At 69.7% G+C, this 21542-nt stretch carries 14 protein-coding genes, 3 pseudogenes and 2 CRISPR repeat arrays; of the genes and pseudogenes, 7 read left to right on the top strand and 10 right to left on the bottom strand.

Annotated features, from left to right (window positions below; all coding sequences use genetic code 11):
- Positions 1–276: 276 nt before the first annotated feature.
- The 9 genes from DQ392_RS04475 to cas3 all read right to left on the bottom strand — a co-directional run bounded on the left by DQ392_RS04475 (position 277) and on the right by cas3 (position 12106).
- Positions 277–888, bottom strand: a complete 612-nt coding sequence (locus DQ392_RS04475; protein ID WP_425470481.1) for an aminotransferase class I/II-fold pyridoxal phosphate-dependent enzyme — start codon at positions 886–888, stop codon at positions 277–279.
- Between the two features lie 236 nt (positions 889–1124).
- Positions 1125–2633: a CRISPR direct-repeat array (repeat unit 28 nt; unit sequence GGAACATCCCCGCGGGCGCGGGGTCCAC).
- A gap of 18 nt (positions 2634–2651) precedes the next feature.
- Complete coding sequence (cas2e, locus tag DQ392_RS04470; protein ID WP_114014142.1) at positions 2652–2960, bottom strand: type I-E CRISPR-associated endoribonuclease Cas2e; 309 nt, start codon at positions 2958–2960, stop codon at positions 2652–2654.
- Positions 2957–3937, bottom strand: coding sequence for a type I-E CRISPR-associated endonuclease Cas1e (gene cas1e, locus DQ392_RS04465; RefSeq protein WP_114014141.1), 981 nt, complete (start codon positions 3935–3937; stop codon positions 2957–2959). The genes cas2e and cas1e overlap by 4 nt, the downstream gene beginning before the upstream one ends.
- 3 nt (positions 3938–3940) lie before the next feature.
- The gene (cas6e, locus tag DQ392_RS04460; protein WP_114014140.1) at positions 3941–4690 is read right to left on the bottom strand and encodes a type I-E CRISPR-associated protein Cas6/Cse3/CasE; all 750 of its coding nucleotides are present in this window, start codon (positions 4688–4690) and stop codon (positions 3941–3943) included.
- Positions 4691–4696: 6 nt separating this feature from the next.
- Positions 4697–5497, bottom strand: a complete 801-nt coding sequence (gene cas5e, locus DQ392_RS04455; RefSeq protein ID WP_114014139.1) for a type I-E CRISPR-associated protein Cas5/CasD — start codon at positions 5495–5497, stop codon at positions 4697–4699.
- Positions 5494–6645: a type I-E CRISPR-associated protein Cas7/Cse4/CasC gene (cas7e, locus tag DQ392_RS04450; RefSeq protein WP_114014138.1), complete on the bottom strand. Its 1152-nt coding sequence runs from the start codon at positions 6643–6645 to the stop codon at positions 5494–5496. The genes cas5e and cas7e overlap by 4 nt, the downstream gene beginning before the upstream one ends.
- 51 nt (positions 6646–6696) lie before the next feature.
- Positions 6697–7326, bottom strand: a complete 630-nt coding sequence (casB, locus tag DQ392_RS04445; protein WP_114014137.1) for a type I-E CRISPR-associated protein Cse2/CasB — start codon at positions 7324–7326, stop codon at positions 6697–6699.
- Positions 7319–9022, bottom strand: a complete 1704-nt coding sequence (gene casA, locus DQ392_RS04440) for a type I-E CRISPR-associated protein Cse1/CasA (protein WP_114014136.1) — start codon at positions 9020–9022, stop codon at positions 7319–7321. Before casA ends, casB begins: the two co-directional genes overlap by 8 nt.
- A 207-nt stretch (positions 9023–9229) precedes the next feature.
- Positions 9230–12106, bottom strand: coding sequence for a CRISPR-associated helicase Cas3' (gene cas3 / locus DQ392_RS04435; protein ID WP_245981174.1), 2877 nt, complete (start codon positions 12104–12106; stop codon positions 9230–9232).
- A 519-nt stretch (positions 12107–12625) separates the two neighbouring features.
- Positions 12626–13141: direct repeats of the CRISPR family, unit length 28 nt; unit sequence GGAGCATCCCCGCAGGCGCGGGGTCGAC.
- Between the two features lie 282 nt (positions 13142–13423).
- Between cas3 and DQ392_RS04430 the strand changes: the two genes are divergently transcribed.
- Positions 13424–14377, top strand: a complete 954-nt coding sequence (locus DQ392_RS04430) for a DUF5655 domain-containing protein (protein ID WP_342774910.1) — start codon at positions 13424–13426, stop codon at positions 14375–14377.
- Positions 14378–14470: 93 nt separating this feature from the next.
- Here DQ392_RS04430 and DQ392_RS04425 read toward each other — a convergent pair.
- Positions 14471–15220, bottom strand: a pseudogene (locus tag DQ392_RS04425) (DNA-methyltransferase).
- Between the two features lie 670 nt (positions 15221–15890).
- On the opposite strand from DQ392_RS04425, the pseudogene DQ392_RS04420 reads away from it, so the two are divergent.
- The 6 genes and pseudogenes from DQ392_RS04420 to DQ392_RS04395 all read left to right on the top strand — a co-directional run bounded on the left by DQ392_RS04420 (position 15891) and on the right by DQ392_RS04395 (position 21535).
- Positions 15891–16983: pseudogene (locus tag DQ392_RS04420) on the top strand (C40 family peptidase).
- An 83-nt stretch (positions 16984–17066) separates the two neighbouring features.
- Entirely contained in the window at positions 17067–17375 is a 309-nt protein-coding gene (locus tag DQ392_RS04415; protein WP_019359485.1) for a DUF6112 family protein, read from the top strand.
- Positions 17375–18061: a hypothetical protein gene (locus tag DQ392_RS04410; protein WP_114014132.1), complete on the top strand. Its 687-nt coding sequence runs from the start codon at positions 17375–17377 to the stop codon at positions 18059–18061. Before DQ392_RS04415 ends, DQ392_RS04410 begins: the two co-directional genes overlap by 1 nt.
- A 33-nt stretch (positions 18062–18094) precedes the next feature.
- Positions 18095–19462, top strand: a complete 1368-nt coding sequence (locus DQ392_RS04405; protein ID WP_425470478.1) for an SCO6881 family protein — start codon at positions 18095–18097, stop codon at positions 19460–19462.
- A 94-nt stretch (positions 19463–19556) separates the two neighbouring features.
- Positions 19557–21028 (top strand): annotated as a pseudogene (locus tag DQ392_RS04400) (SCO6880 family protein).
- 51 nt (positions 21029–21079) lie between these two features.
- Entirely contained in the window at positions 21080–21535 is a 456-nt protein-coding gene (locus DQ392_RS04395) for a DUF6238 family protein (protein ID WP_114014130.1), read from the top strand.
- Positions 21536–21542 lie beyond the last annotated feature (7 nt).

Raw genomic sequence — 21542 nt, 5'->3', positions numbered from 1 at the left:
CGCGGCTCCGGGCGGCCCCCCCCCCCCCCCCCCCCCCCAAGTGGCGGTCCACTGCGGGACGCGGGCGGCGGCGGGGGCGACCCCTCCGGTATGCATGGACGGCCTGGTGGGTGCGACGTCGCCGTCGAGGAAGCGCAGCCACAGGAAGAAGCCTCCCCGCGGCGTCCGGAATTCCAGCCGATCTCCCACCGCCGCGCGCAGCATGTCGACGAGAGTGTCGCGGCGGGCTCGCAACTCGACACGGAACGACGTCAGATGACGGTCGAAGGCGCCGCTCTAGAGCAGGGTGCTCACTGCGAGGGATGTCGTGTGGTTGAGCGACCCCCCGCTGACGAACAACCCGTGCGAAGCCAGCCGCACGGCCAGGGCGCGGTCGGTGAGCAGCCAGCCCACGCGCAGGCCGGGGCCGAGTGTCTTGGAGAAGCTGCACAGCCGGATAACCCGTCGGTAGCCGGCCAGGGCGGCCAGCGACGGTGGGGGCGTGCGGCCTTCGGTCAGGGGCAGTTCCGCATAGGCGTCGTCCTCCACGATGAGTAGCTCGTGCCGGGCGGCCACCTCCAGTAGGGACCGGCGGCGGGCCGTCGGCATGGTGCGGCCGGTGGGGTTGTGATGGGTGGGAGTGAGGTAGACGAAGGCCGTCCGCGCGTCGGCATCCGCCGCCCGGGTCAGGGCGTGATCCAGCGCGTCTGGGAGCATGCCCGCCGCGTCAGTAGTGACCGTGCCGAGTCGCAGCCGGCAGTCTCGAAAGATCCGCCGGCCCAGGTCGTAACAGAGCTCCTCCGTCCACAGGCAGCAGAAAGCCCGGGTCCAGGACCCGGGCGGAATATCCCCGCGGGCGCGGGGTCCACCGCGCCTAGGACCAAGGGCCAGCGCAGCGGCTCGGAACATCCCCGCGGGCGCGGGGTCCACTCGCTGATCCGCTGCTCGTGCTCGGCAGCCTCCGGAACATCCCCGCGGGCGCGGGGTCCACGCGTGGGGCGGGAGGGCGGAGCGATCCCGCCTGGGACATCCCCGCGGGCGCGGGGTCCACCCGGCATGACAGAAGTGCCGTACCTCCCGCAGCGGAACATCCCCGCGGGCGGCGGGGTCCACGCTTCGTACTGACCCGAGAGGATCAGAGTGGACGGAACATCCCCGCGGGCGCGGGGTCCACCTGGTTGCGTACGTAGACGTCCCCCTCACCCCGGGAACATCCCCGCGGGCGCGGGGTCCACGAGTGCCGGATACGGTCGTCCATGGTCCCTCCCGGAACATCCCCGCGGGCGCGGGGTCCACAGTCCGGCGCCGAGGAGCAGACCGCGGACGTTCGGAACATCCCCGCGGGCGCGGGGTCCACACCCACAGTGCGGCGAGCGCGGCGTGGCCGAGCGGAACATCCCCGCGGGCGCGGGGTCCACGGTGACAAGCCGGTCAAGACGTTCAAGGACGGCGGAACATCCCCGCGGGCGCGGGGTCCACGGCGGCACCGTCGTCGTCATCATCATGTGCCTGGGAACATCCCCGCGGGCGCGGGGTCCACCGCCATCCTGGTCGCACTGGCGATGAAGTGCGAGGAACATCCCCGCGGGCGCGGGGTCCACCACAACGGGCTCGGCGAACCACTCATGCAGTCGAGGAACATCCCCGCGGGCGCGGGGTCCACTCCTCGTCGATGTACGTCGCCTCGCGGGACAGCGGAACATCCCCGCGGGCGCGGGGTCCACTGTGGGGCGCCGTGTTCCATGAATCCCCCTGCCGGAACATCCCCGCGGGCGCGGGGTCCACGAGGGGGTGGGTGCGGTGATCGAGGTTGTGAGCGGAACATCCCCGCGGGCGCGGGGTCCACCCGAAGTCGGGATGCGACGGGATGAGGTCCGGCGGAACATCCCCGCGGGCGCGGGGTCCACGCGCTGGAGGGCGACGCGGGATGCGTGGGCCAGGGAACATCCCCGCGGGCGCGGGGTCCACGAGAAGGGGGACTGACATGCCAGTGAAGGACGCGGAACATCCCCGCGGGCGCGGGGTCCACGGGGCGTACAGCTCCGCCCGCTGGCTCCCGTCGGGAACATCCCCGCGGGCGCGGGGTCCACCAGCGCACCCCCGACCCGCCGCACTGGGGGCAGGGAACATCCCCGCGGGCGCGGGGTCCACGCCGCCGCCAGTGTCCGCCACGAGGAACACGTGGGAACATCCCCGCGGGCGCGGGGTCCACTGGTGCGCGAGCTCTCCTCCGGCCGCGCCGGATGGGAGCACCCGCAGCGGAACATCCCCGCGGGCGCGGGGTCCACTACTACCTTCCCGGCTGAGGTCGAGGTGAAGGCGGAACATCCCCGCGGGCGCGGGGTCCACTACTACCTTCCCGGCTGAGGTCGAGGTGAAGGCGGAACATCCCCGCGGGCGCGGGGTCCACCGACCAACCCTGTCAAACAATGGGGGTTCGCAGGGAACATCCCCGCGGGCGCGGGGTCCACGCGCTGGAGGGCGACGCGGGATGCGTGGGCCAGGGAACATCCCCGCGGGCGCGGGGTCCACGGGGCGCAGCGTGTCGAGGGGTACCGGCGGGGCGGAACATCCCCGCGGGCGCGGGGTCCACGGGGACGGGAGCGACAGACATCTGTCCCACCAAGGAACATCCCCGCGGGCGCGGGGTCCACACTTGCTGACCAGGGGGTTTATCGCGGTGTAGGGGTGTTTTGGTTCGGTTGGGTTCGGGGGCGGGCGGAGAGGATGAGGCCGTCAAAGTCGACGGGGCGCCAGCGGTCGCGGCCGGCCGTGCGGACTGCCCAGCCTTGTTCATTCGTGGCTGGTTCGACCATGACGGCTTGGCCGTCTCCGATGCGGGTAGCCAGTAGCTCCCATAGGCGGTCGCGGATGCGGCGGCTGGGGTTGCCGACGAAGACGCCGGCGCTGACTTCGACCATCCAGCGAGTCAGGTGGCCGCGTAGACCTTCCGGGGCGGCGACGAGGAGGATGACTGTCATCGGGCCGGTCCGCTCTCGTCGAGTTCGGGGCCGATGACGGCGATATGGCTGTCATCGGCGGACCAGTTGATGCCTCCGGAGACGGTGCCAAGATGTTCGTCCCACAGCAGGTGTGCTTCGGCTTCGTCGATGTCGGTGCCTTGGGGGGTTAGGAGAGCTTTGGTGTCTTCGACGATGCGGTTGAGAAGCTTGTCGCGGGCGATGTGGTCGCGTAGGCCGAGGCGGGCGTCGCGTTCGTCCGTGAGGCCGTTGGCTGCCAGGTCGAAGGCGAGGGGGATGGTGTAGTCGGCTTTGTAGAGGTCGGCGATGTCGAGGACGAAGGAGAGGGCGGAGCCGGTGTGGACGAAGCCGAGGCCTGGGCTGGCGCCGAGCCCGGTGATGACGGCGTGGCAGATGCCGTAGAGGGCGGCGTTGGCTGCGGACAGCAGGCGGTTGAGGTCGTCTCCGGCAGCGTGGGGGTCGCCGGGTTTGTAGATGCGACCGTTCCACGGCACTCCGGTGCGCTGCGACTGGGCCCGGTAGATTTTGCGGACGCGGGCTCCTTCCCGGCCGCGGAGTTGCTGCATGGTCAATCCGCTGACGTCTTCGTCGGGGAAGCGTTTGCCGTACATGGCGCGGGCGACGGCGAGGCGTTCCTTGGGGCGGGTGACGAGCCATGCTTGGCGCTGCAGGAGTCCGGCTCCGCGGCTGGGGCCAAGGCCTGTGGCGTACATGCGGACGCCTTGTTCGCCGACCCAACAGATGGCGGTGCCGGAGTCGGCGAGCAGGCGGATGGCGCCGTGGGTGACGCGTGTGCCGGGGCCGAGCAGCATGACGGCGACCATGGCGGCCGGGACGCGGACGGTTTGCTGTTTGTTGATGATGACTACGGCGTTTTCGTCGCGGTCCAGGTGGCTGCGTTCGACGTACACGCTGGAGACGCGGTCGGCGAGCCGGTGCAGGTCTTGGGGGTCGGCCTTCCACCAGATGTCGGGCACGGCTCAGGTCCTTGTGGTGAGGGGTGCGAGGGTGAGGAGGCCGCAGCCGTAGGCCTTGGACGGGCCGATGCCGCCCAGGAGTTTGTCGGTGAAGGTGTGGGGGTCGGTGACGCGCAGTCGGCCTTCGAAGGTGACGGCGTGCATGACGACCCGTGCTTCTTTCGGTGAGGTTTCTTTGCGGAAGGTGCGTCGGTCCCGGGCGACGATCCGTACGTCGCGGGGCTGTTCGCCGTCCGTGTGGTGGGTGTCCTCCAGGCTGGGGGGTTGGGGGATTTCGAAGCCCCAGCGGGGTGTGCGGGCCAGGAACCAGGTGAGTTGGGCTGCGGCGGTGCGGTGGCCGAGGCGGAAGCTGCGCCGTTCGCCGGCTGCGAGGCGTTCGGCCTGGCGGCGGGTGGGTTTGGTGGGGCGGTTGGTGTTCTGGACGGGATTGGCGGTCAGCCGGAAGGCGAACTCACGGCCGAGGGCGAGCTGGTCCAGCAGCGGTTTGTAGTCCCGTATGGCGTAGTGCTCACCGTCCGCCTCGGGCCAGCCTGCGGCCTCGACGAGGTGGGTCCAGTCCGGGCGGGAGGCGGTGAGGACGAACAGGTGGGGGCGGTAGGGGTTGTCGTCGTCCAGCCGCCACAGCGTGCGTTCTTCGTCGGGGGCACCGGGTAGCCCTCCTTGGACGGCGGCGTGCATGGCCCGGGGGCTGCTGAGCAGTTTGCGGCTCTCGGCGCGCAGAGGGTTGATGCGGATGCGGGAGAGGAACGGCATGTCGGGTCACCAGCCCAGGAGGGCGAAGGGGTCGTGGCCGCCGTCGGCGGGCGGCGGTGCGGTGGGGTCGGGGACGAGTCCGGTGGGCGCGCTGAGGTAGGTGTGGCGCACGTGGCGGGTGGTGTAGGCCCGGTTCTTCGGGGCGAAGGAGACCGGTACGTCGTCCCGTACGTCATCTCCCGCCGGGTCGTCGAGGGTGGCGGGCAGGTCGATGCGGTCGGCGCTGCCGTGGTCGCGGCCCCATCGGTTGATGACCCGGCGGGGTGCCTGCCAGGGCTCTTCTCGCAGTGCCTCCTCCAGCGTGCCGGTACGCAGGCCGAGGTTCATGGGCTGGGCCGGAGCGCAGGAGCGGCGGCCGAGTGCGAGGGGGAAGGCCGGATGGCGCAGGGCGTGGTCGAGTGCGGTCACCAGTGGCTCGGGGCCGGTGACGGCGGCGAGGAAGACCGCGTCCTGGAGGTAGAAGCGCTGCGTGACATGGGTGTGTTTGGCGGGGGAGGTGGGTTTTTGGCGCCCTTTGGCGGTCACGGCGGCCGAGGGCAGCGGGCGTCCGCGGTAGTCACTGACAGTGTGGTAGTCCCGCAGCAGACTGCCGGGCCGGTCGATGCGAATGCCCAGGTCCAGGCTGGCCAGGTCATCGAGGTTTGCCTGGCGGGGGCGGCCGGCTGCGGCGGCCAGCAGGCCGATGACGCCGGATTTGGTCGGCTCAGGCCGGGTTTCGCGGCGGTTGAAGGCGCTGCGGTCCCCCCAGGACTGCAAGGGCCCGGCAAGCCGCAGCAGCAGGACAGAGCCGGGCTCGCGGGGGGTCACGCCGCCTCCATGGCCTGCGTGAGGCGGGCTCGGAGGCCGGACAGCAGCTCGGGGAAGGCGACCGGTTCGCCAAACGCCTGGGTGAGGACTTCTGCAGTGTCCTTGGTGCGGGAATCGCCTGTGGTGAAGGTGTGGGTGACGGCAGTGTGGAGAGGCTCGTCGCCCCACATGCGCACCGCCGTGGCGTGCTCCTCGGCGAGCCGGCGGGCGGATACGGCCTGGATGCCAGCCTCGGCCGGGACAGGTTCTTCGAAGGCGGAGACGAGATTGACGGGCTGGTCGGTGCGCACGACCACGGCGACCAGGCTGGGACGGGTGCGGTGAGCGAACGCGTTCTGGTAGCCGGTCGGTGCGGAGCGGGCGAAGCTGTCGACGAACCGGTCGAGTGCATCGAGCACAGCGTCGGTGTCGCCTCCGAGGTTGGCGTTGAGCTGGCCGAGGCCGACGGTGGCGTACCGGTAGAGGGTGGCGGAATTGAAGCCGATGGAGTCGATGTGCCCGGCGCCGGTCTCTTCCTTTTCGTTCTCGTCATCGACCGCAGTGAAGTAGTCAAACTCCAGCTGCGTTTCGTGGGTCGAGAGAGCGTGGGCGACCTGTACGGAGGCATCGACGTTCAGGGCGGGGATGTCTGCGACCATCCGGCCGAACAGCGCGACGCCCATCGGGTGCCCGGTCTGCAGGGCTGCCGTAACGGGCAGCTCCTTGGCGGCCTCGGCCAGTTGCTTGTCGTCGAAAGTCGAAAGCTCGGCAGCGCGCTCGGTGACCAGGGCGGCGATGTCGTCGAGTTGTGCCTGGCCGTAGAAGAGAAGGTAGGCAGTATCGCCCGCCTTCTTGCCCTGACTCAGGCCGAGCTGGGCGAGCACGGCGGTGGCGATCCGTGTCGCCGGCTCTGTCTCCAGCCCGGTGTTGCGGGCGATTCTCTCGGTGAGCTGGCCCAGGATGCGCTTGGTGCGCGTGGCACGTTCGGGCTCGGGGGCCTGAGCGTCGAAGTGCAGCCGTGTGGCGCGCTTCCACGCCTGGGAGGAGACGCGTGAGCGGCGTACCCCGCCGTAGACGGCCTCCTTGGGGTTGCCTTGATCATCGCGGTTCAGGTTGGCCGGGGGCACGGTCTGTACAACGTGCACGTCAACGAAGCAGTGAGGTGCCATGAAGCTCTCCATGGTTGGGCCGGACGGCGGATGAAGTGGAATGTGCGCCGGTCAGGAAGGGGCAGTGGTCGGGGCTGCGGCGGGACCGGCCTTGCCGGTCCGGTCCTGGGTCCAGCCGTAGTAATCCAGTCCCCAGCGCCGGCGTACGCGGGAGCGGGAGTGCGGGCGCCGCCAGGCGTAGAGGTCCTCGGCGAGCCGGTCGTAGTCGAGCGGCTGATCGATGCCCTTGAGTTGCGTGACCAACCCCCGCAGCCGGAACTGCAAAGTCTCGGGCCCGGTCGCCGAGAACGCCTGCTCGAAGCGGGAGTCGACGGCTTCCGGGCTGGAGCGGTCGTGATGGCGCAGCGCGCGCATGGCGCGACCGAGGGAGACGCCGCCGCGGTGCATGGGACGCTCCTTGCTCTGCTGGTGCAGACCGAACAGCGCCAGGGCAGCGTGTTCAGCCTCCTGCTCGGCCGAGACTTCGCCGCGCCTGGCGGCGAAGTCGTCGACCGGGCAGGTGTAGAACGCGAACATCGGCAGCACCGTGCCGGCCGGGCGGCTCAGACCCCGGCGCAGGATGGCCAGCTCTTCTCCTGGCGGACGCTTCTCGGCCGCCGTGCTCTCCTTGCGGCGCCACGTGCCGTCAGCGGCGATGTACTTGTTCCAGATGCGCTGCGCGCGGTGATCGGTGTCAGACATCATCGTCTCCCGGCATGAGGGGACGGCCCGCCTGCCGGCGGTCCTCGGTGGCGCGGTGGAGAATCTCATCGCAGCGGTTGGTGAAAGACGCCTCGGCCAACGACGCGCGATACGTACGGTCCTGCCGACCTTCTCCCTGGGAGATGGTGCGGCCCGCGTATGCCGCCAGAGGGACGGACTGCAGCAGGCGGTCGGCGACTTCCCAGGCCCGACGCCGGGCCAACTGCTCCCACGCGAGCTGTCCTGCCTCGATCGCATCAAGGTCCTCACCCGCACGGCGCAGTCCGGCCAGGAAGCGGCGCACCAGCGGGTCCAGAGCGTGGAGAAGAAGTTCACCGGGGCGCTGGCTCTTGTCCCAGGGGATCGGTTCCGCGCCCATGGCACGCCGCAGATCTGCTGAGAGACGGTTGACGGCCCTGACCAGGTCTTCGGCCTGTTCGGCTACTTCCAGCACAGCGGCATGGGCCAAGGTGTCGCCACCGAGCGCGGCCAGCGGCAGGGGCAGCGCGTCGAACATGACGTCCTCCACGACGGCGGACTGATTGCCGTACGCCATGCCCGTCAGCTCGACCCGGAGGGGATAGTCGTCTCCGAGGTCGGCCCGAACCGCACCGGCCTGGTCGAAGAGGACGCTGGTGGCGAACCCCGCCGTATCCTCGCTGGCATCCCTCGCCTGACGCTCTGGAGCCAGCAGCGCGTCCAGGCCCCGCCAGGCTGCCTTGCCCGGTTGCATACGCAGCGGCCGGCGCGGCGGGCGGATCTTCCCCGTGCGTGACGTGCCGGCACGCGGCTTGCCGGTGGGTTCGAGCCGCCACATGGTGTGCGGGTCGAACTCAGGGGTGTGGGGCATCCGGTCGCCGGCGGCAACGACAACGCGGATCACGCGCAGTCCCTCGTCGGTCTCTTCAGGGATGAGGCGAATGCGGCGGGACTGCCAGGTCCACACCTCCAGCAGGCCAGCGGGCAGGCGCTCCTGCCACTGCGGAGTCGCGGTCTCAGGGCGCTTCCACTGCGGCAGGTCATCCGAGCGCAAGGGCGGGCCGGCGGGAATGTTCAGCAGCAGTGTCTCGTAGAGTGTGCGACCGGTCGGCAGCGTGACGCCCATCTGCCCCAGTGGCCCCGTCGGATTCCCCGTGGTCTTGCCTGCTTTTGTCTTCGGGTCTCCTACGGCGCCGCTCTTGATGGCGGCGGTGTCCCAGCAGTGCGCGTGCAGGAGCCAGTGAGCGGCCTGGGGCGGGGTCAGCTTCGGGGGGTCGCCCTCCGTGCGAGAGGCGAAGAGCGGGACGTTATTACCGGTCGCCTCGGTCGCAACGAGCAAGCCCGCCCCTTTCGTCTCGTCCTTCGCAGTACGCAGGTCCGGCACCTGGGCAAAAGGTCGCTGGGGATCAAAGAGATCGAAGGCGTACTCATCGAGATAGACATCGAGGCGCTCACGCTGTTCGTCAGACCACCGGCCGGCCTCGAACCAGCGCACCCACTCCCGCTCGTCGGCAGGGCGCCCCAGCGCATCAACAACCACCGGCAGCAGCGAGTGGCGTAAAACCGCTGGCCGTTGTGTGGGCGAGCTGACCACTAGCTCGCCTAGCGTGTGAGCCTCCAACAGCACGTGGCGCAGACTGTGCTCGACCGCCGGGCCACCGGATGCTGGGGGTAACGACAGCCATGGGGAGTCGGCTAACGGAAAGGCAGGAGACATCGCTTCCCTCCAAGAGGAAGTCTTTACGTCTAACTTCTTCAGGCTAGCCACAACAGTGGACGCGGCGCGGGGGTTTCTGGAAACTGGTACTCGTCTCTTTGTTGGCCTCGCGTTGCGGGCAAGCTTCGTTCCAGCCTGCGGGGATGACCCCTCTTTGCGTCTGGTCAACGCGTCGGCCCCGCGCATCGCGGGGATGGGAATCGGCGATCAGCTGCCCGCCTGCTCCTCGCACAGGCCCAACAGATCGTCGTAGCGGAGTGCCGCCGTGCCCAGCCGGGCACGGCGCGCACCGTCGAGCACCAGCGCCCGGCTGCGGCCCAACCAGGGGTGACCGTGCCAGGCCGGAAGCGGGGTGAGCGCCAAGGCATCGCCGGTGAACTTCGACGGAAGGCGTACCGTTGAGCCGAGGACCTCGTCCAACAGCTCCGGCGCCACATCCCCGTTGATGCTCAGTGAGCGGCCCCTGAGCGTACGGAAAGTCTCTCCCTCGGCGTTCCGCGCAACAAGAATGACTTCGACGGACTCCTCACCATCGCGCACCGCCGCCTGCAGCCTCTCCTCACTGCTTCCGGCCGAGGCCCCGCCATAGTGCAGACCGGCCAGAGTCGGCTTCTCGTGCTCGCCATGCCGCGTGAGGAGGAACTCGCGCGCGGACTCCGCACGCCGCTGATCCGCGTCGGCCTGCTCCTCGGCCGCATGTGCCCCGGCTGAACGCCAGCTTCCTGGCAACAGCTCGGCATGCGTCCCGTACACCTTCTCCACCAGAGTCGGCACACCTCCCGGCACTGACCACCATCTGCCACTGGCAGGCAGCACGCCCGCGGTACGCAACAGGAGGTCACGGCCGTAGATTTTCTCGCTCGCGTAGACGAACGCCGGCTCGCGGTCCTCTCGCACTTGGAAACCTGTGACGTAGAGGCGCGGCTCGCGCAGCCGCTCGGGCCGGAGAGTGTCTGCATGGCGGTGGACACGTCCCATGCGCTGAAGCAGCAGGTCCACGGGGGCCAGGTCGGTGACCAGCAGGTCGGCATCTACATCAAACGACTGCTCCGCGAGCTGCGTGGCGACCAGAACGAGCCGCCCCTTCCCAGAGCGGCTCGGACGTTTGGGACCGAGCAGTTCCAGACACTCTTCTGACAGCTCAGCACGGCGCGCGACGGTGAAACGCGCGTGCAGCAGCCGCACTTCCTCGTCGCCGAACCGGCCTCGGAGTTCTTGGTACGCACTCTGCGCGCGGGCAACGGAGTTGCGGATGACCAGCGCCGTTCCGCCGTCTGCCAGTTCCTTCTCCAGCAGATCCCCCACCGCGACGTCGGCAGCCGCCTGCGACGCATTACGCTCCCCGCTCGTTGCGCGGGGTCCCGGTACTTCCTCAGGCAGCGGCACCACAGCAACCGGAAGATCGTCACGCCAGCTCCGGGAAGCGTCCACGTAAAAGCGCGGCATGGAGCCCTCGCCAAGCCAGCCAGCGGTCACACGTGGATATCCCTCCGTCTCGGGAACCTCGACCGGGAACTCCTCCCGCGACGCGGCCCCGGCCAGATACGAGGTGACCAGCGCCCGGCGCTGCGCAGGCGGAAGCGTCGCCGACAGCAGCACCACCGGCACCCGAGCCTGCCCCAGCCAGCGCAGGGCCTCCAAGAGGAACTGGCTCATGTACACGTCGCAAGCGTGGACCTCATCCAGGACCACGACCTTGCCTGCCAAGCCCGCCATGCGGAGCATGACGTGACAAGTGCGCGTGGCCGCATACAGCAACTGGTCCACCGTCCCCACGACAAACGGCGCCAGCAGACCACGCTTGCCGCCCAGGAACCACTCAGCGGGCGCCTGCCGCTCGGCGGCGCACTCTGCGACGGTGGCTGTCGCCCCGTAGGGATCGTCGCCGAGGCCGTACTCATCGACGCCGCCGAAGAATCCGCCCGGATCTTCTCCACCATCTTCCAGGAGGCGCTTCCACTCGCTGTTGAACGCACGCTTGCCATGCAGCAGCGCAACCTGGGAAGCAAGGCGCGGATCGAGAGCGTCCAGCCAGTTGCGCGTACGAGTGAACATCGGATCGCTCGTCGCCTGGGTCGGCATGCCGACGAACACGCCGTCCGCGCCGAACCGTGCGGCCAGAACCTCAGTCGCCGCCAGAGCCGCTTCGGTCTTGCCCTCGCCCATCGGAGCCTCGACCACCAGCATCCCCGGCGCCCCCATACGCCGGGCTGCCTCGACCACCATCACCTGCGACGCACGCGGCGAACACCCGAACCGATCCTCGAATGCCTCCGGGCCGGGAACAGCCATGGCCCCCCAGCCACCCCGCAGCCCCAGAACCTCCCACGCTGCCTGCGCCCGCTTACGAGCGCCGTTCAAGGAGAGCGACCCGAGGTCATCGATGCCGGTGAAGTGACGCTCATCGCTTGCAATCCAGTCCGCCATCACCACCAACCCGCTCAACTGCATCTGCAGCGCGCGTGAGGGGACGACCTGCGGCTGCACTTCGCACAGTTCAGCGAATCCCAGCTCGCGGGTAAGGACGTCCAGCACCGCTTGCTGAACCTCCGGCCACCGTCCCGTGCCTTTCAACTGGCTCTTCGACCTAGGGGGCTCTCGAAGGTCACGCAGTGTGGGAAAGGCGCCGTGGTGGCCGGCAACCAACGGCCACACCCAGTCGACCTGCCCCGGCTCCCACCGGGCCGCACTCAGCATCTCGCGGACCAGCAGACCTCCGGCCCAATCATGACGCCACCGGCTTCGCTTGGCCCCTGCCGCCGCCAGCGGCTCCCGCCAGGCCAACCCTGCCGCCCGCACGAGATCTGCGCCCTCAGACCACAGCCGCTGATGGGCCGGAGTGGCCTTCCCACAATCGTGCACACCGCACAACCAGGCCAGCAGCGGGCGCCCCCGGCCTGCACCTCCCGCCACAATGTCCAAGGCTTCGCGCGTCGAAGGGGCAAGAAAGCGGTCCCACATCAACTCGGCCACCGCGCTCGTATCGAGAAGATGCGACATCAACAGGTTCATCCGCCCGCCGGCCCGCTCCTTCGATTTGCCCCACAACACTCCCAGCTCCGCAGGGCACTCCCATCGCTCCACAGCCACCCACTCCTCATCAACTCGTCGGAAGGGAGCGTAAATGGCAGCGCTGACAATAGGACCGGCCTCCGGCCAAAACCGCGAAAACCACCCGCCACAATCACCAGCAGGCTCCGCTTGCACCCCGGGGAATGAGCAACCCCGCGCTGTCGGCTTCACACCCGGAGCGCGGGCCCGAAGGCGCGGGATCGGACCGGCCGTCCGGCGCCTCGGGTCGACCCCAGCGCAGATCCAGTCCTCCCGTGCGAGGTCGACAACAGCGATGACGCCAAGGACAACGCCACAGGACCATCCACAGGCGTGGCGCATACACCTGCACCCCGAGTCCATTCATTTGCCGACCATCCCCCGGGGCGCGTGAGCGACTCATCACCTCGGCAGACCTCACGACCGGTGTGGAACACCTCGCGCCCGCGGGGTCGACTGGGAGCGCATGACGATGGGCGGGCTGCTGGCCGGAGCATCCCCCGCGGACGCGAGGTCGACTTCTTCGCTGGCCTCGCCCTGGCCGCACTTCTCGGAGCATCCCCGCAGGCGCGGGGTCGACGTCTCGCTCACCACCCGCCCCGAGCGGGGGTACGGAGCATCCCCGCAGGCGCGGGGTCGACTGGGCGAGGTCGGGCAGGAGGCCGCGGGCGTCGGGAGCATCCCCGCAGGCGCGGGGTCGACTCCTGCCACGCGGCCGTGATCGTGGCCTCGACCGGAGCATCCCCGCAGGCGCGGGGTCGACACGGCCGCTGAGTTCGTCGAGGCCGCGATCGGGGGAGCATCCCCGCAGGCGCGGGGTCGACGCCAGATCCGGGCCGCCCGCCCCATCGTGGCGAGGAGCATCCCCGCAGGCGCGGGGTCGACGTCACCTCCACCAGCTGGCTCTCCCCGGTCAAAGGAGCATCCCCGCAGGCGCGGGGTCGACGGCCGCCGGCATGATGGCGACCCGCTCCATCAGGGAGCATCCCCGCAGGCGCGGGGTCGACGCGGCCTGCACGGCGGTGCGGAACCATCCGAACGGAGCATCCCCGCAGGCGCGGGGTCGACCCCTTGCTGACCATAGCTTTGTGTCGGCGGGTAAGCATTTTCCTTCAGTTCGTTTACGAGCCAGGCCCTCCTGCTCCGGTTCACGAACCGGTTAACCCGGAAAGTGACTCGTACGTCGCCCTTATGCTCACGCTGAGCCAGCTTGAGCTGGCCGCCGTAGACCGAGCACGCTGCAACAAGCCGAAGCCGACCGCATACGCGGCGGTAAGAACGACGCAGTTGATGGTCACCTTGGTCACCCGGGAATAAGCGCGTGGCCGCTTCGATTCCTGCCTGGCAGTGATGGTGCTGGAGCGGGAGGAGCACATGGGCGACCTGAAGGTCTTCCGGGTCAGAGGTGGCCGGGCGACGAAGATTCCGGGTGCGTCGGTGGCGGTTGAGCGGGAGTTGCAGTCGCTGATCGAGGCCAATATGGAGGCGATGCTCGGGATCCGGTTCCTGGCCTCGGAGTACCGGACCGGTCGGCGGCACCGGGGCCGGGTCGATTCCCTCGGGCTGGATGAGAGCGGCACTCCGGTGGTCATCGAGTACAAGCGCTCGCGGGATCAGAACGTGATCAACCAGGCGCTGTCGTATCTGGTGTGGCTGCGGGACCATCACCATGAGTTCGAGCGGCTGGTCGCCGACCGGCTCGGTGCGGAGGCGGCCGGGGCGGTGGACTGGAGCAACCCGCGGGTGGTGTGCGTGGCCGGGGAGTTCACGTACCACGACACGGTGGCCGTGGAGGAAATCGGCCGTCGGATCGACCTGATCTCCTACCAGGTCTTCGACGACGTGCTCACGCTGCGGCTGATCGCCTCGGTCGCCGGAGCTGGAGGGCCTTCCTCTCGCGCCAAGGCACCGAGCTCTTCGAGCGGAACGGGGCCGGAGCCGGTGGCGGTGGTGAGCGTGCCGCAGCATCGGCTGGAGGGGGCTCCGGCGAAGGTGAAGGAGTTGTTCGGCGCGGTCGACGAGCGGCTGCTGCTGCCCGAGGGAGCGTGGATGGAGCCGCAGCAGCACTACCTGACCTACCGGCGGTTGAAGAAGTTCGCCTCTGTGCGGGTGCTGCCGCGCAAGGAGGTCGTGGCGGTGAACCTGAAGCTCGATCCGGCGACGGTGGAGCTGGAGGAGGGCTTCACCCGTGACGTGACCAAGATCGGGTGCCTCGGGATCTCGGGCGTCGAGGTGAGCTTGCGCTCGCGCGCCGACCTGGAGCGCGCCGAGGAGCTGATTCTGCGGAGCATCGCGGCTTCCTGACCAAGCCGTGCGAAGGGGCGGTCGCACACCGGTATCGGGTGTGCGACCGCCCCTTCGCGCGTTCTGCCTTCCTCCTCGGTCTCTCGCCCGGGGTCACTCTTCGGGTCCGGCGAGGTCGAAGTCGTCCTGGGTCAGTTCGTCGGCCATGCGCTGTTCGGCGATGTCGGCGTAGTGGTCGGTCAGCTCGATACCGATGAACTGACGGCCTTCGCGCAGGGCGGCGACTCCGGTGGAGCCGGATCCGGTGAAGGGGTCGAGGACGGTGCCGGCTTCGGGGCAGATCTTCACCAGTTCCTGCATGACCTCGACCGGCTTCTGCGTGATGTGGACCCGTCCCTTGCGGGGCTGGCTGGCCGTGTAGAGGCCGGGGAGGTAGACGGGGTTGCGGTTGGCGTCGACGGGTCCCTTGGTGCCCCAGACGATGTATTCGCAGGACTGCTTGAGCCGTCCCTTCTGCGGGCGGGAGACTGGCTTGTGCCAGGAGGCGATGCCCCGCCATGTCCACCCGGCGGCCTGCAACGCATCGGTGGTTGTGGGCAGCTGGCGCCAGTCGGTGAAAACGAGCGCGGTGCCTGATTCGACGGTAGTGCGGTATGCCTCGGTCAGCAGCAGCGACAACCAGTAGCCGTAGGAGCGTTGGTCGCGGTTCTCACCGGGGAAGTTGGCGAGCTGGTGCTCGGCGTCCGCGGCGGTGTACTTCGCCTACGCGGTGCGTCCGGTGCGTTCGGAGCTGGTGCGGCCGCCGGAGTTGTAGGGCGGGTCGGTGATCAGGGCATCGACGCTGGCGTCCGGGAGTTCGGACAGCACGCTCAGCGCGTCGCCTCGGTGCAAGGTATAAGGCATAACCGGGTTCTCTCTCAGGAAGCGGTGCACGCACGCCCGGCCCCGCAGGGGGGCGTGGGTGGCAGAGGAATGTTCGGCGAATTGCCCCTGGCGTTTCGGGGGCTGGGGCCGGTGCGCGCTGAAGAGTAGTGCGGGATTCCGGCCGCACCAAGCCGGAAGCGGGCCGCCACCGGCATCTGGTTCGGCTCGTTTGGCGCGGCCGGAATTCGTCCCTACAGTCTCGGCATGCTCACCGGGAAGGGCCCGGTTCCGCCCCTGTTGAGCTGTGCTGATGCGTGTTGCGCCATCCAATGGGCGGGTCGTTTCAGCACGTTGCTGTCGAACGTCTCCAGACCGGAGAAAGGGCGTCTGTGGAATGTGGCGCGTGAGATTACCAGCGCGGTTTGCTGCCGCTCTTCGCTAAAGCGGCGCGGTGGCCGGGGTGAGCAGATCCCGGCCACCGAGCTGCCACCCCGACAAGGGGATTTCGGATGCCTGAACGGCGCGGTGTCGGTGACCTTTTCGACGAGAGCGCCCGCACCGCGCCGCCTACACGCAAGGAGTTGCCGATGCGGCACCCCCTGAAATGCCCGGCGCCACGGTCGGACGGTCGGCTCGCTCCCGGTCTAGTGCCCGGTCCTCGCTCGTGAACAAGACCCTTCTGACGGCTGGTGCGGTGGTGACCGCGCCGATGCTGTTGATCGCTCCGCTGGCGATGGCGATGGCCGGTGCGCACGGCGCTGAAGCGTCCTGTAAAAGACGACGCGGGTGGCGACGTTGACGCTGCGGCGGTCTCCAAGCAGGTGCGCACGATCCTCGACGACGGCAAGGCCGGTTCGGTCCACGTGTCCGGGCTCGATGCCCCCAAGGAGCAGATCCCGAACGCGAAGAAGGTCCAGGCCACCGGCGTCGCGCTGAAGATTCCGCCCCAGGGGCAGGTGGTCGCGTTGGCCACCGCGTTGCAGGAGTCGGGTCTGCGGAACCTGTCCTACGGCGACCGGGACAGCCTCGGGCTGTTCCAGCAACGGTCGAGCCAGGGCTGGGGCACCGCACAGCAGGTCCGCGATCCCGTGCACGCGGCGACCTCGTTCTACACGCGCCTGAAGAAGGTCTCGGGTTGGCAGTCGATGACCGTCGCCCAGGCCGCCCAGGCGGTCCAGGCGAGCGGGTTCCCCGACGCGTACGCGAAGTGGGAGCCGCTGGCCACGGCGCTCCAGAAGGCCCTCGCCAAGTCCCTCAACGGTGCCGGCGGTTCCGGCAAAGACACCGACAAGAGCAACGGCGACAAGGCTGATGCCCCTGCCGGGGGTGAGTGCGGCAACGAGGACGGGTCGTCGTTCGGCCCGATCCCGAAGGGGTCCGTCCCGAAGGGCTACACGATCCCGGCGTCGGCGCCCAAGCCGGTCCGTAAGGCGATCCGGTGGGGCCTGGGGCAACTCGGGACGCCGTACCAGTGGGGCGGCTCGTGCGCGGATGCGCACGGCAAGGACCCCATGGGCCGGTGCGACTGCTCCAGTCTGATGCAGGCGTCCTACAAGGCCGGCGGCATCAAGCTCTCCCGGACCACCTACACACAGGTCAAAGAGGGCAAGGCGGTCAGCCCGAAGCGGCTGAAGCCGGGAGATCTGCTCTTCACCCGCGGCACGGCCGCCCGCCCGGAGCACGTCGGCATGTACATCGGGCACGGCCTGCTCCTCCAGGCCCCGCGCACCGGCGACGTCACCAAGATCACCCGGCTCGCCGACTGGCAGCCCTCGATCCTCGCTGCGCGTCGCGTCGCCTGACGCGCTCTCCCCTCCCCCTCCTCATTTCTCTCTCGCACAACCTCCGGGGCTTCCGCATGCCCGGATCCGAAACAGGAGTTCCCTTGAAACTCGCCCAGCATCTCCAGCACCTGGCCTACGACCCAGGCGTCTCGCCCAAGGGGGGTGGCCTGCCTGGTCTCGACGTGCTGAAGAAGGTGATCGGCTCCATCAACCTCTTCGGGATCATCGCCACCGTCGGGGCCTTGGCCCTTTCGGCGGTGATCTGGGCCTGGGGCCACCACAGCGGCGGCCACCAGGCCGAGCAGAACGGCAAGAAGGGCACCACCATCGCCGCAGGCGTCGCCCTGCTCCTCGGGGCGGCGAACGGGATCGTCGCCTTCTTCTCCGCGATGGGGACGCAGGTCCACTGATGCCGACATTGAAGAAACGCCTCAGCTCCTCGCAGGACGACTCCGTCGCGCCCTCCTCAGTACTCCGTCGCTCGGCGATGATCGGCATCATCCTGGCGGTGCTGCTGGTCATCGCCGGCCTCCTCGCCTACCTGACCCGGTCCGAGACTCCGCAACCGCGAGCGGACGCTCACCCGAAGCCCAGCGCTTCGCCGCACTCCCCCGCGCTACGTCCGGAAACGGACGAGGCCGTCGCCGCGCCGCCGCACACGGACGATCCAGTGACGTTCGCGAAGGCGGCGACCAAGGCGCTGTGGACGTATGACACACAGCGCCTCTCCCGGGCTGAGCACATGGCTGGGCTCAAGCGGTGGATGACCAGCGAGAAGAAGTACGCCGACTGGGCGTCCGTGAGCGGTGAGGTGCCCGGCAAGGCGCTGTGGTCGCGGATGCACGACAACCACCAGCACGCCACCGCCAAGGTGAGCGAGGGCCACTTCCCCGAGGCGTTCAAGACCGCCATGTCCCAGGACCCCGGCGGCATCACCGAGGCGTACGTCTACGCGGTCACCGTGACCGGCAAGCAGTCCATCGCCTGGAAGGGCTCGGGCGCCGGGGCCGAGCCCCGCTCGACCACCCTCGCCGTCCAGTGCCGGCCTCACCACGACTGCGCGCTGTCGGGCGTGCTGCCGGAGGTCGCCCCATGACCGGCGAAACCGCGATACGGAAGGAGGTGTCCCGTGGGGGCCTGTGACCTTCCCCTGATGAATCACGTGTGCGGGGCTATCGGCGGCGTGGCCGGGAAGACCGGCGAGGTCATCACGGACGGCATCGGGGCCTGGATCGCCAAGAGCATGGGCGAGGTCGCCCAGTCCGCGGCCGACCTGGCCACCCGAGCGGTGGACAAGACCACCGCCGTCGATCTGAACGCCGAGTGGTTTCGGCACAACTACGAGCTGATCCTGCCCATCGGGCTCGTGCTCACCGTGGGGACGTTCTGTCTCCAGCTGACCCGCGCCGCCTGGCGCCGGGACGAGCGCGCGCTGGCCCAGGCAGCGTTCGGGACGATGATCGGCGTCTTCTTCGCCTTCGCCGCCATCGCCTGCACCACCGTCGCGCTCACCGTCGTGGACGCGCTGAGCGCGGGGCTGTTCAAGGCGGCGAACTCCTCGGTCGACGATGCGATCCGCCGCGTGATCAAGGTGAACGAGCTGGGGGCGATGTACGGCCTGGGCTGGGGCGTGCCCGCGATCGTCGCGCTCGGATGCGCGGTCGGCGCGTTCTTGTACTGGGCCGTGATGGTCGCCCGCAAGGTCGGCATCCTCGTCCTGGTGACCTTGGCCGTCTTCGCCGGCGCGGGCGGCGGCTGGGAGGTCGCCAAGCGCTGGCGCAGGGGCTGGATCGAGGCCACCGCCACCCTCATCGTCAGCAAGCTGCTTATGACGATCGTCTTCCCCCTCGGCGTCTCCGCGATGGGCAAGTCCGACTCCGACGGCGGGATGGCGGCGCTCTCGGACGCTATATCGGGCATGGTCGTCATGGTCCTCGTCCTGCTCTGCCCGTACGCGACCTACAAGTTCGTGCACTGGGCGGCCGACGGCGGCGGGCACGATGACCTGCACCGCACCGGCGTCGCCGGAGTCGGTACGGCGGCCGGGGCGGCGAAGACCGCAGGACAGCTCGCGATGCAGGCCAAGACCGGCGGCATGGCTCCACAGGGTCCGTCGAAGATCCCGGGCCAGGGCGCCGGCGGCGTCGCCTCGGGCATCGACCCGAGCGGCGGTTCCGGCAGCGGCCAGGTCAAGCCGAAGCAGACCAATTTCCGCTTCGGCGAAGACCCAGCCGCTGCGGGCGACAAGGGCCGCGCGCTCATCCGTCGGCCTCCGACCGACGGTGACCAGGGCCAGCCGCTCATCCGCCGCACCGGTCAGGAATCCGGTGCACGCTCCAGCAGTGGTGGCCAGGGCTCCTCTGACAGGTCGGCAGGGTCGATGCGTAGGGCGCCTTCAGCGGGCGGACCACCCGCGTCGAGCGGGCCACCACCGCAGGGCGGTGCCACGCCCCAGCGGTGGGTCCACCCCGGCCCACCCGGTGATTCCGGCTCCTAGAGCCCTCACCGGACGGGGCGGGCTCAGGCCCGCCCGGCCGCCCGCCCCGTCCCCTTCTTCTCTCTTCTCCTCTGCTTTCAAGGACGGCTCTGCCATGCTCTCCGAGACCTCTTCATCCGACGGCCCGGCCACCGTGAAGTTCCCTCACCGCACCCGCCGGGGTGTGCTGATGGGGCTCTCCGTACCGCAGTTGCTGGGCGTCGCGCTCGCTGGTCTGCTGCTGCTCGCGGTTCTGCTCACCTCCGGCGTCCTGGCGCGCTGAAGCTCATACCGCTGTGGGCGCTGCTGCTGGCGGTCGTCTTCGTGCGGCACCGGGGCCGGTCACTGGCCGACTGGGCACCCATCGCACTCCGCTACGCGCTGCGTCGTGCGAAGGGCCAGTTGGTATGGCTGGCCCGGCCCGCCACCCGTCCTCGCCGGGACGGGCTGCTGCACCTTCCCGGTACCGCCGCCTCGCTCCGAGTGGTCACCGCGCCGAACGGGCACTTCGGCGCGGTCCACGATCCGCACGCGGGCACCCTGACCGCCGTGGTCCGCGTCTCGGCCCGCGCCTTCGCGCTGCTCGACCCCGCCACCCAAGCTGGCAACGTCACCGGCTGGGGCCGCACGCTGGCCGCGCTCGCCCGCACCGGACACGTCGCCCGCATCCAGGTCCTGGAGCGCACCGTCCCCGAAAGCGGGGACGCGCTCAACCGGTACTGGACCGAGCACGGCGACGCTGATACCCCGCTGGCCGGGGCCGTCTACCGGGACCTCCTGGAGGCTGCCGGACCGGCAGCCGCACCGCACGAGGCGTACGTCGCACTCGCCCTCGACATGAAGGCCGCCCGCCGGTTGATCAACCAGGGCGGGGGCGGGCTCACCGGTGCCTTCGCCGTGCTGGCCCAGCTCACCTCCACCTTCGACCAGTCCGCCCGCAACTCCGGCCTCGCCCCCAGCGGCTGGCTGTCCGCCGACGAGATCGCAGCGGTGATCCGGACCGCCTACGACCCCGCCTCCTCCGCCGCGCTCGACCAGTGGTCCCAGACCGGACGCCCGCAGGCCAACCCCGCCGCTGCAGGCCCCGTGGTCCTGGTGGAGAAGGGTGAACACGTCCAGACCGACACCGCCCACCACGCGACGTACTGGATCGAGAACTGGCCCCGCACCGAAACCAGCCCCGGCTTCCTGCACCAGCTCCTGTTCACCTCGGGAGTACGGCGCACCCTCTCGATCACCTACACCCCCAAGGGGCTGGACTCCGCACTCAAGGACGTGCAGCGCAAGAAGGCCAGCGTGATCGCGGACGCCGCCGAACGCCAGCGCAAGGGCCAGGTCGACTCCGAGGAAGACGCCGTCGAGTACGCCGACGTCAAGGAACGCGAGCGCCAGCTCATCACCGGGCACGCGGACGTCGCCGTCACCGGGCTGCTCACTGTCAGCGCAGAGAGCGCGGACGACCTCAACTCCGCCTGCGCGGCGATCGAGACCGCCGCCGTGTCGGCCATGACCGATGTGCGGCGGCTGACCTGGCAGCAGGCCGAAGCCTTCACCCGCGCCGCCCTCCCCTTGGCCCTCGCGGCATAACCGGCCCTTCGCCGACTCCCCTCCTTCCGCGCTCGACCGAAGGCCCCTCTCATGCCGACCGCTCCCCTGCCCGACCCGGCTTCGGACTTCGTTCCGTTCGCCACCGCCGCGCTCGACCTCCACCGGGCGATCAACCTGCCCGACGCCCCCATCGCCGCCTCCCGCACCGAACTGGACACGCTGCACGCGCACCTGGTCGCGCTCTACGGGCTCCTGGACGCGCACACCACCAGCACCGCCCCCGTGGCCGGCGTCGAAGGCGACCACCTGCGCGCGTGCCGCATCCGCCTGTGGCAGGCCGCCGACCACCTCCACGCGGCCTTCCACGCCGCCCCGCACCCGGACACCGGACGGTTGCCTGCCCGGGAGGCGTGCCGGGCCCGGCTTCCCGAGGGCGCGCCCGCACTCACCGTGTGCCAGCGCCACCTGGCCACCTCAGCGCGGGTGCGCCGAGACCACACCCCTGCCGATCTACGCGCCCCCTTCACCGGCCTCACCCGCCACTGACCACCAT

It is taken from the genome of Streptomyces reniochalinae (genome assembly GCF_003323735.1).
Lineage (GTDB): Bacteria > Actinomycetota > Actinomycetes > Streptomycetales > Streptomycetaceae > Streptomyces > Streptomyces reniochalinae.
This window is presented reverse-complemented; position numbering and strand designations above follow the sequence as displayed.

Bases quoted from the DNA above. Each gene is read 5' to 3' on its own strand.
- DQ392_RS04475 (WP_425470481.1), bottom strand. From the start codon at position 888: ATGTTCCGAGCCGCTGCGCTGGCCCTTGGTCCTAGGCGCGGTGGACCC.
- casA (WP_114014136.1), bottom strand. From the start codon at position 9,022: ATGTCTCCTGCCTTTCCGTTAGCCGACTCCCCATGGCTGTCGTTACCC.
- DQ392_RS04410 (WP_114014132.1), top strand. From the start codon at position 17,375: ATGCCGACATTGAAGAAACGCCTCAGCTCCTCGCAGGACGACTCCGTC.
- DQ392_RS04395 (WP_114014130.1), top strand. From the start codon at position 21,080: ATGCCGACCGCTCCCCTGCCCGACCCGGCTTCGGACTTCGTTCCGTTC.
- cas2e (WP_114014142.1), bottom strand. From the start codon at position 2,960: ATGACAGTCATCCTCCTCGTCGCCGCCCCGGAAGGTCTACGCGGCCAC.
- cas6e (WP_114014140.1), bottom strand. From the start codon at position 4,690: ATGCCGTTCCTCTCCCGCATCCGCATCAACCCTCTGCGCGCCGAGAGC.
- casB (WP_114014137.1), bottom strand. From the start codon at position 7,326: ATGTCTGACACCGATCACCGCGCGCAGCGCATCTGGAACAAGTACATC.
- cas7e (WP_114014138.1), bottom strand. From the start codon at position 6,645: ATGGCACCTCACTGCTTCGTTGACGTGCACGTTGTACAGACCGTGCCC.
- DQ392_RS04430 (WP_342774910.1), top strand. From the start codon at position 13,424: ATGGTGCTGGAGCGGGAGGAGCACATGGGCGACCTGAAGGTCTTCCGG.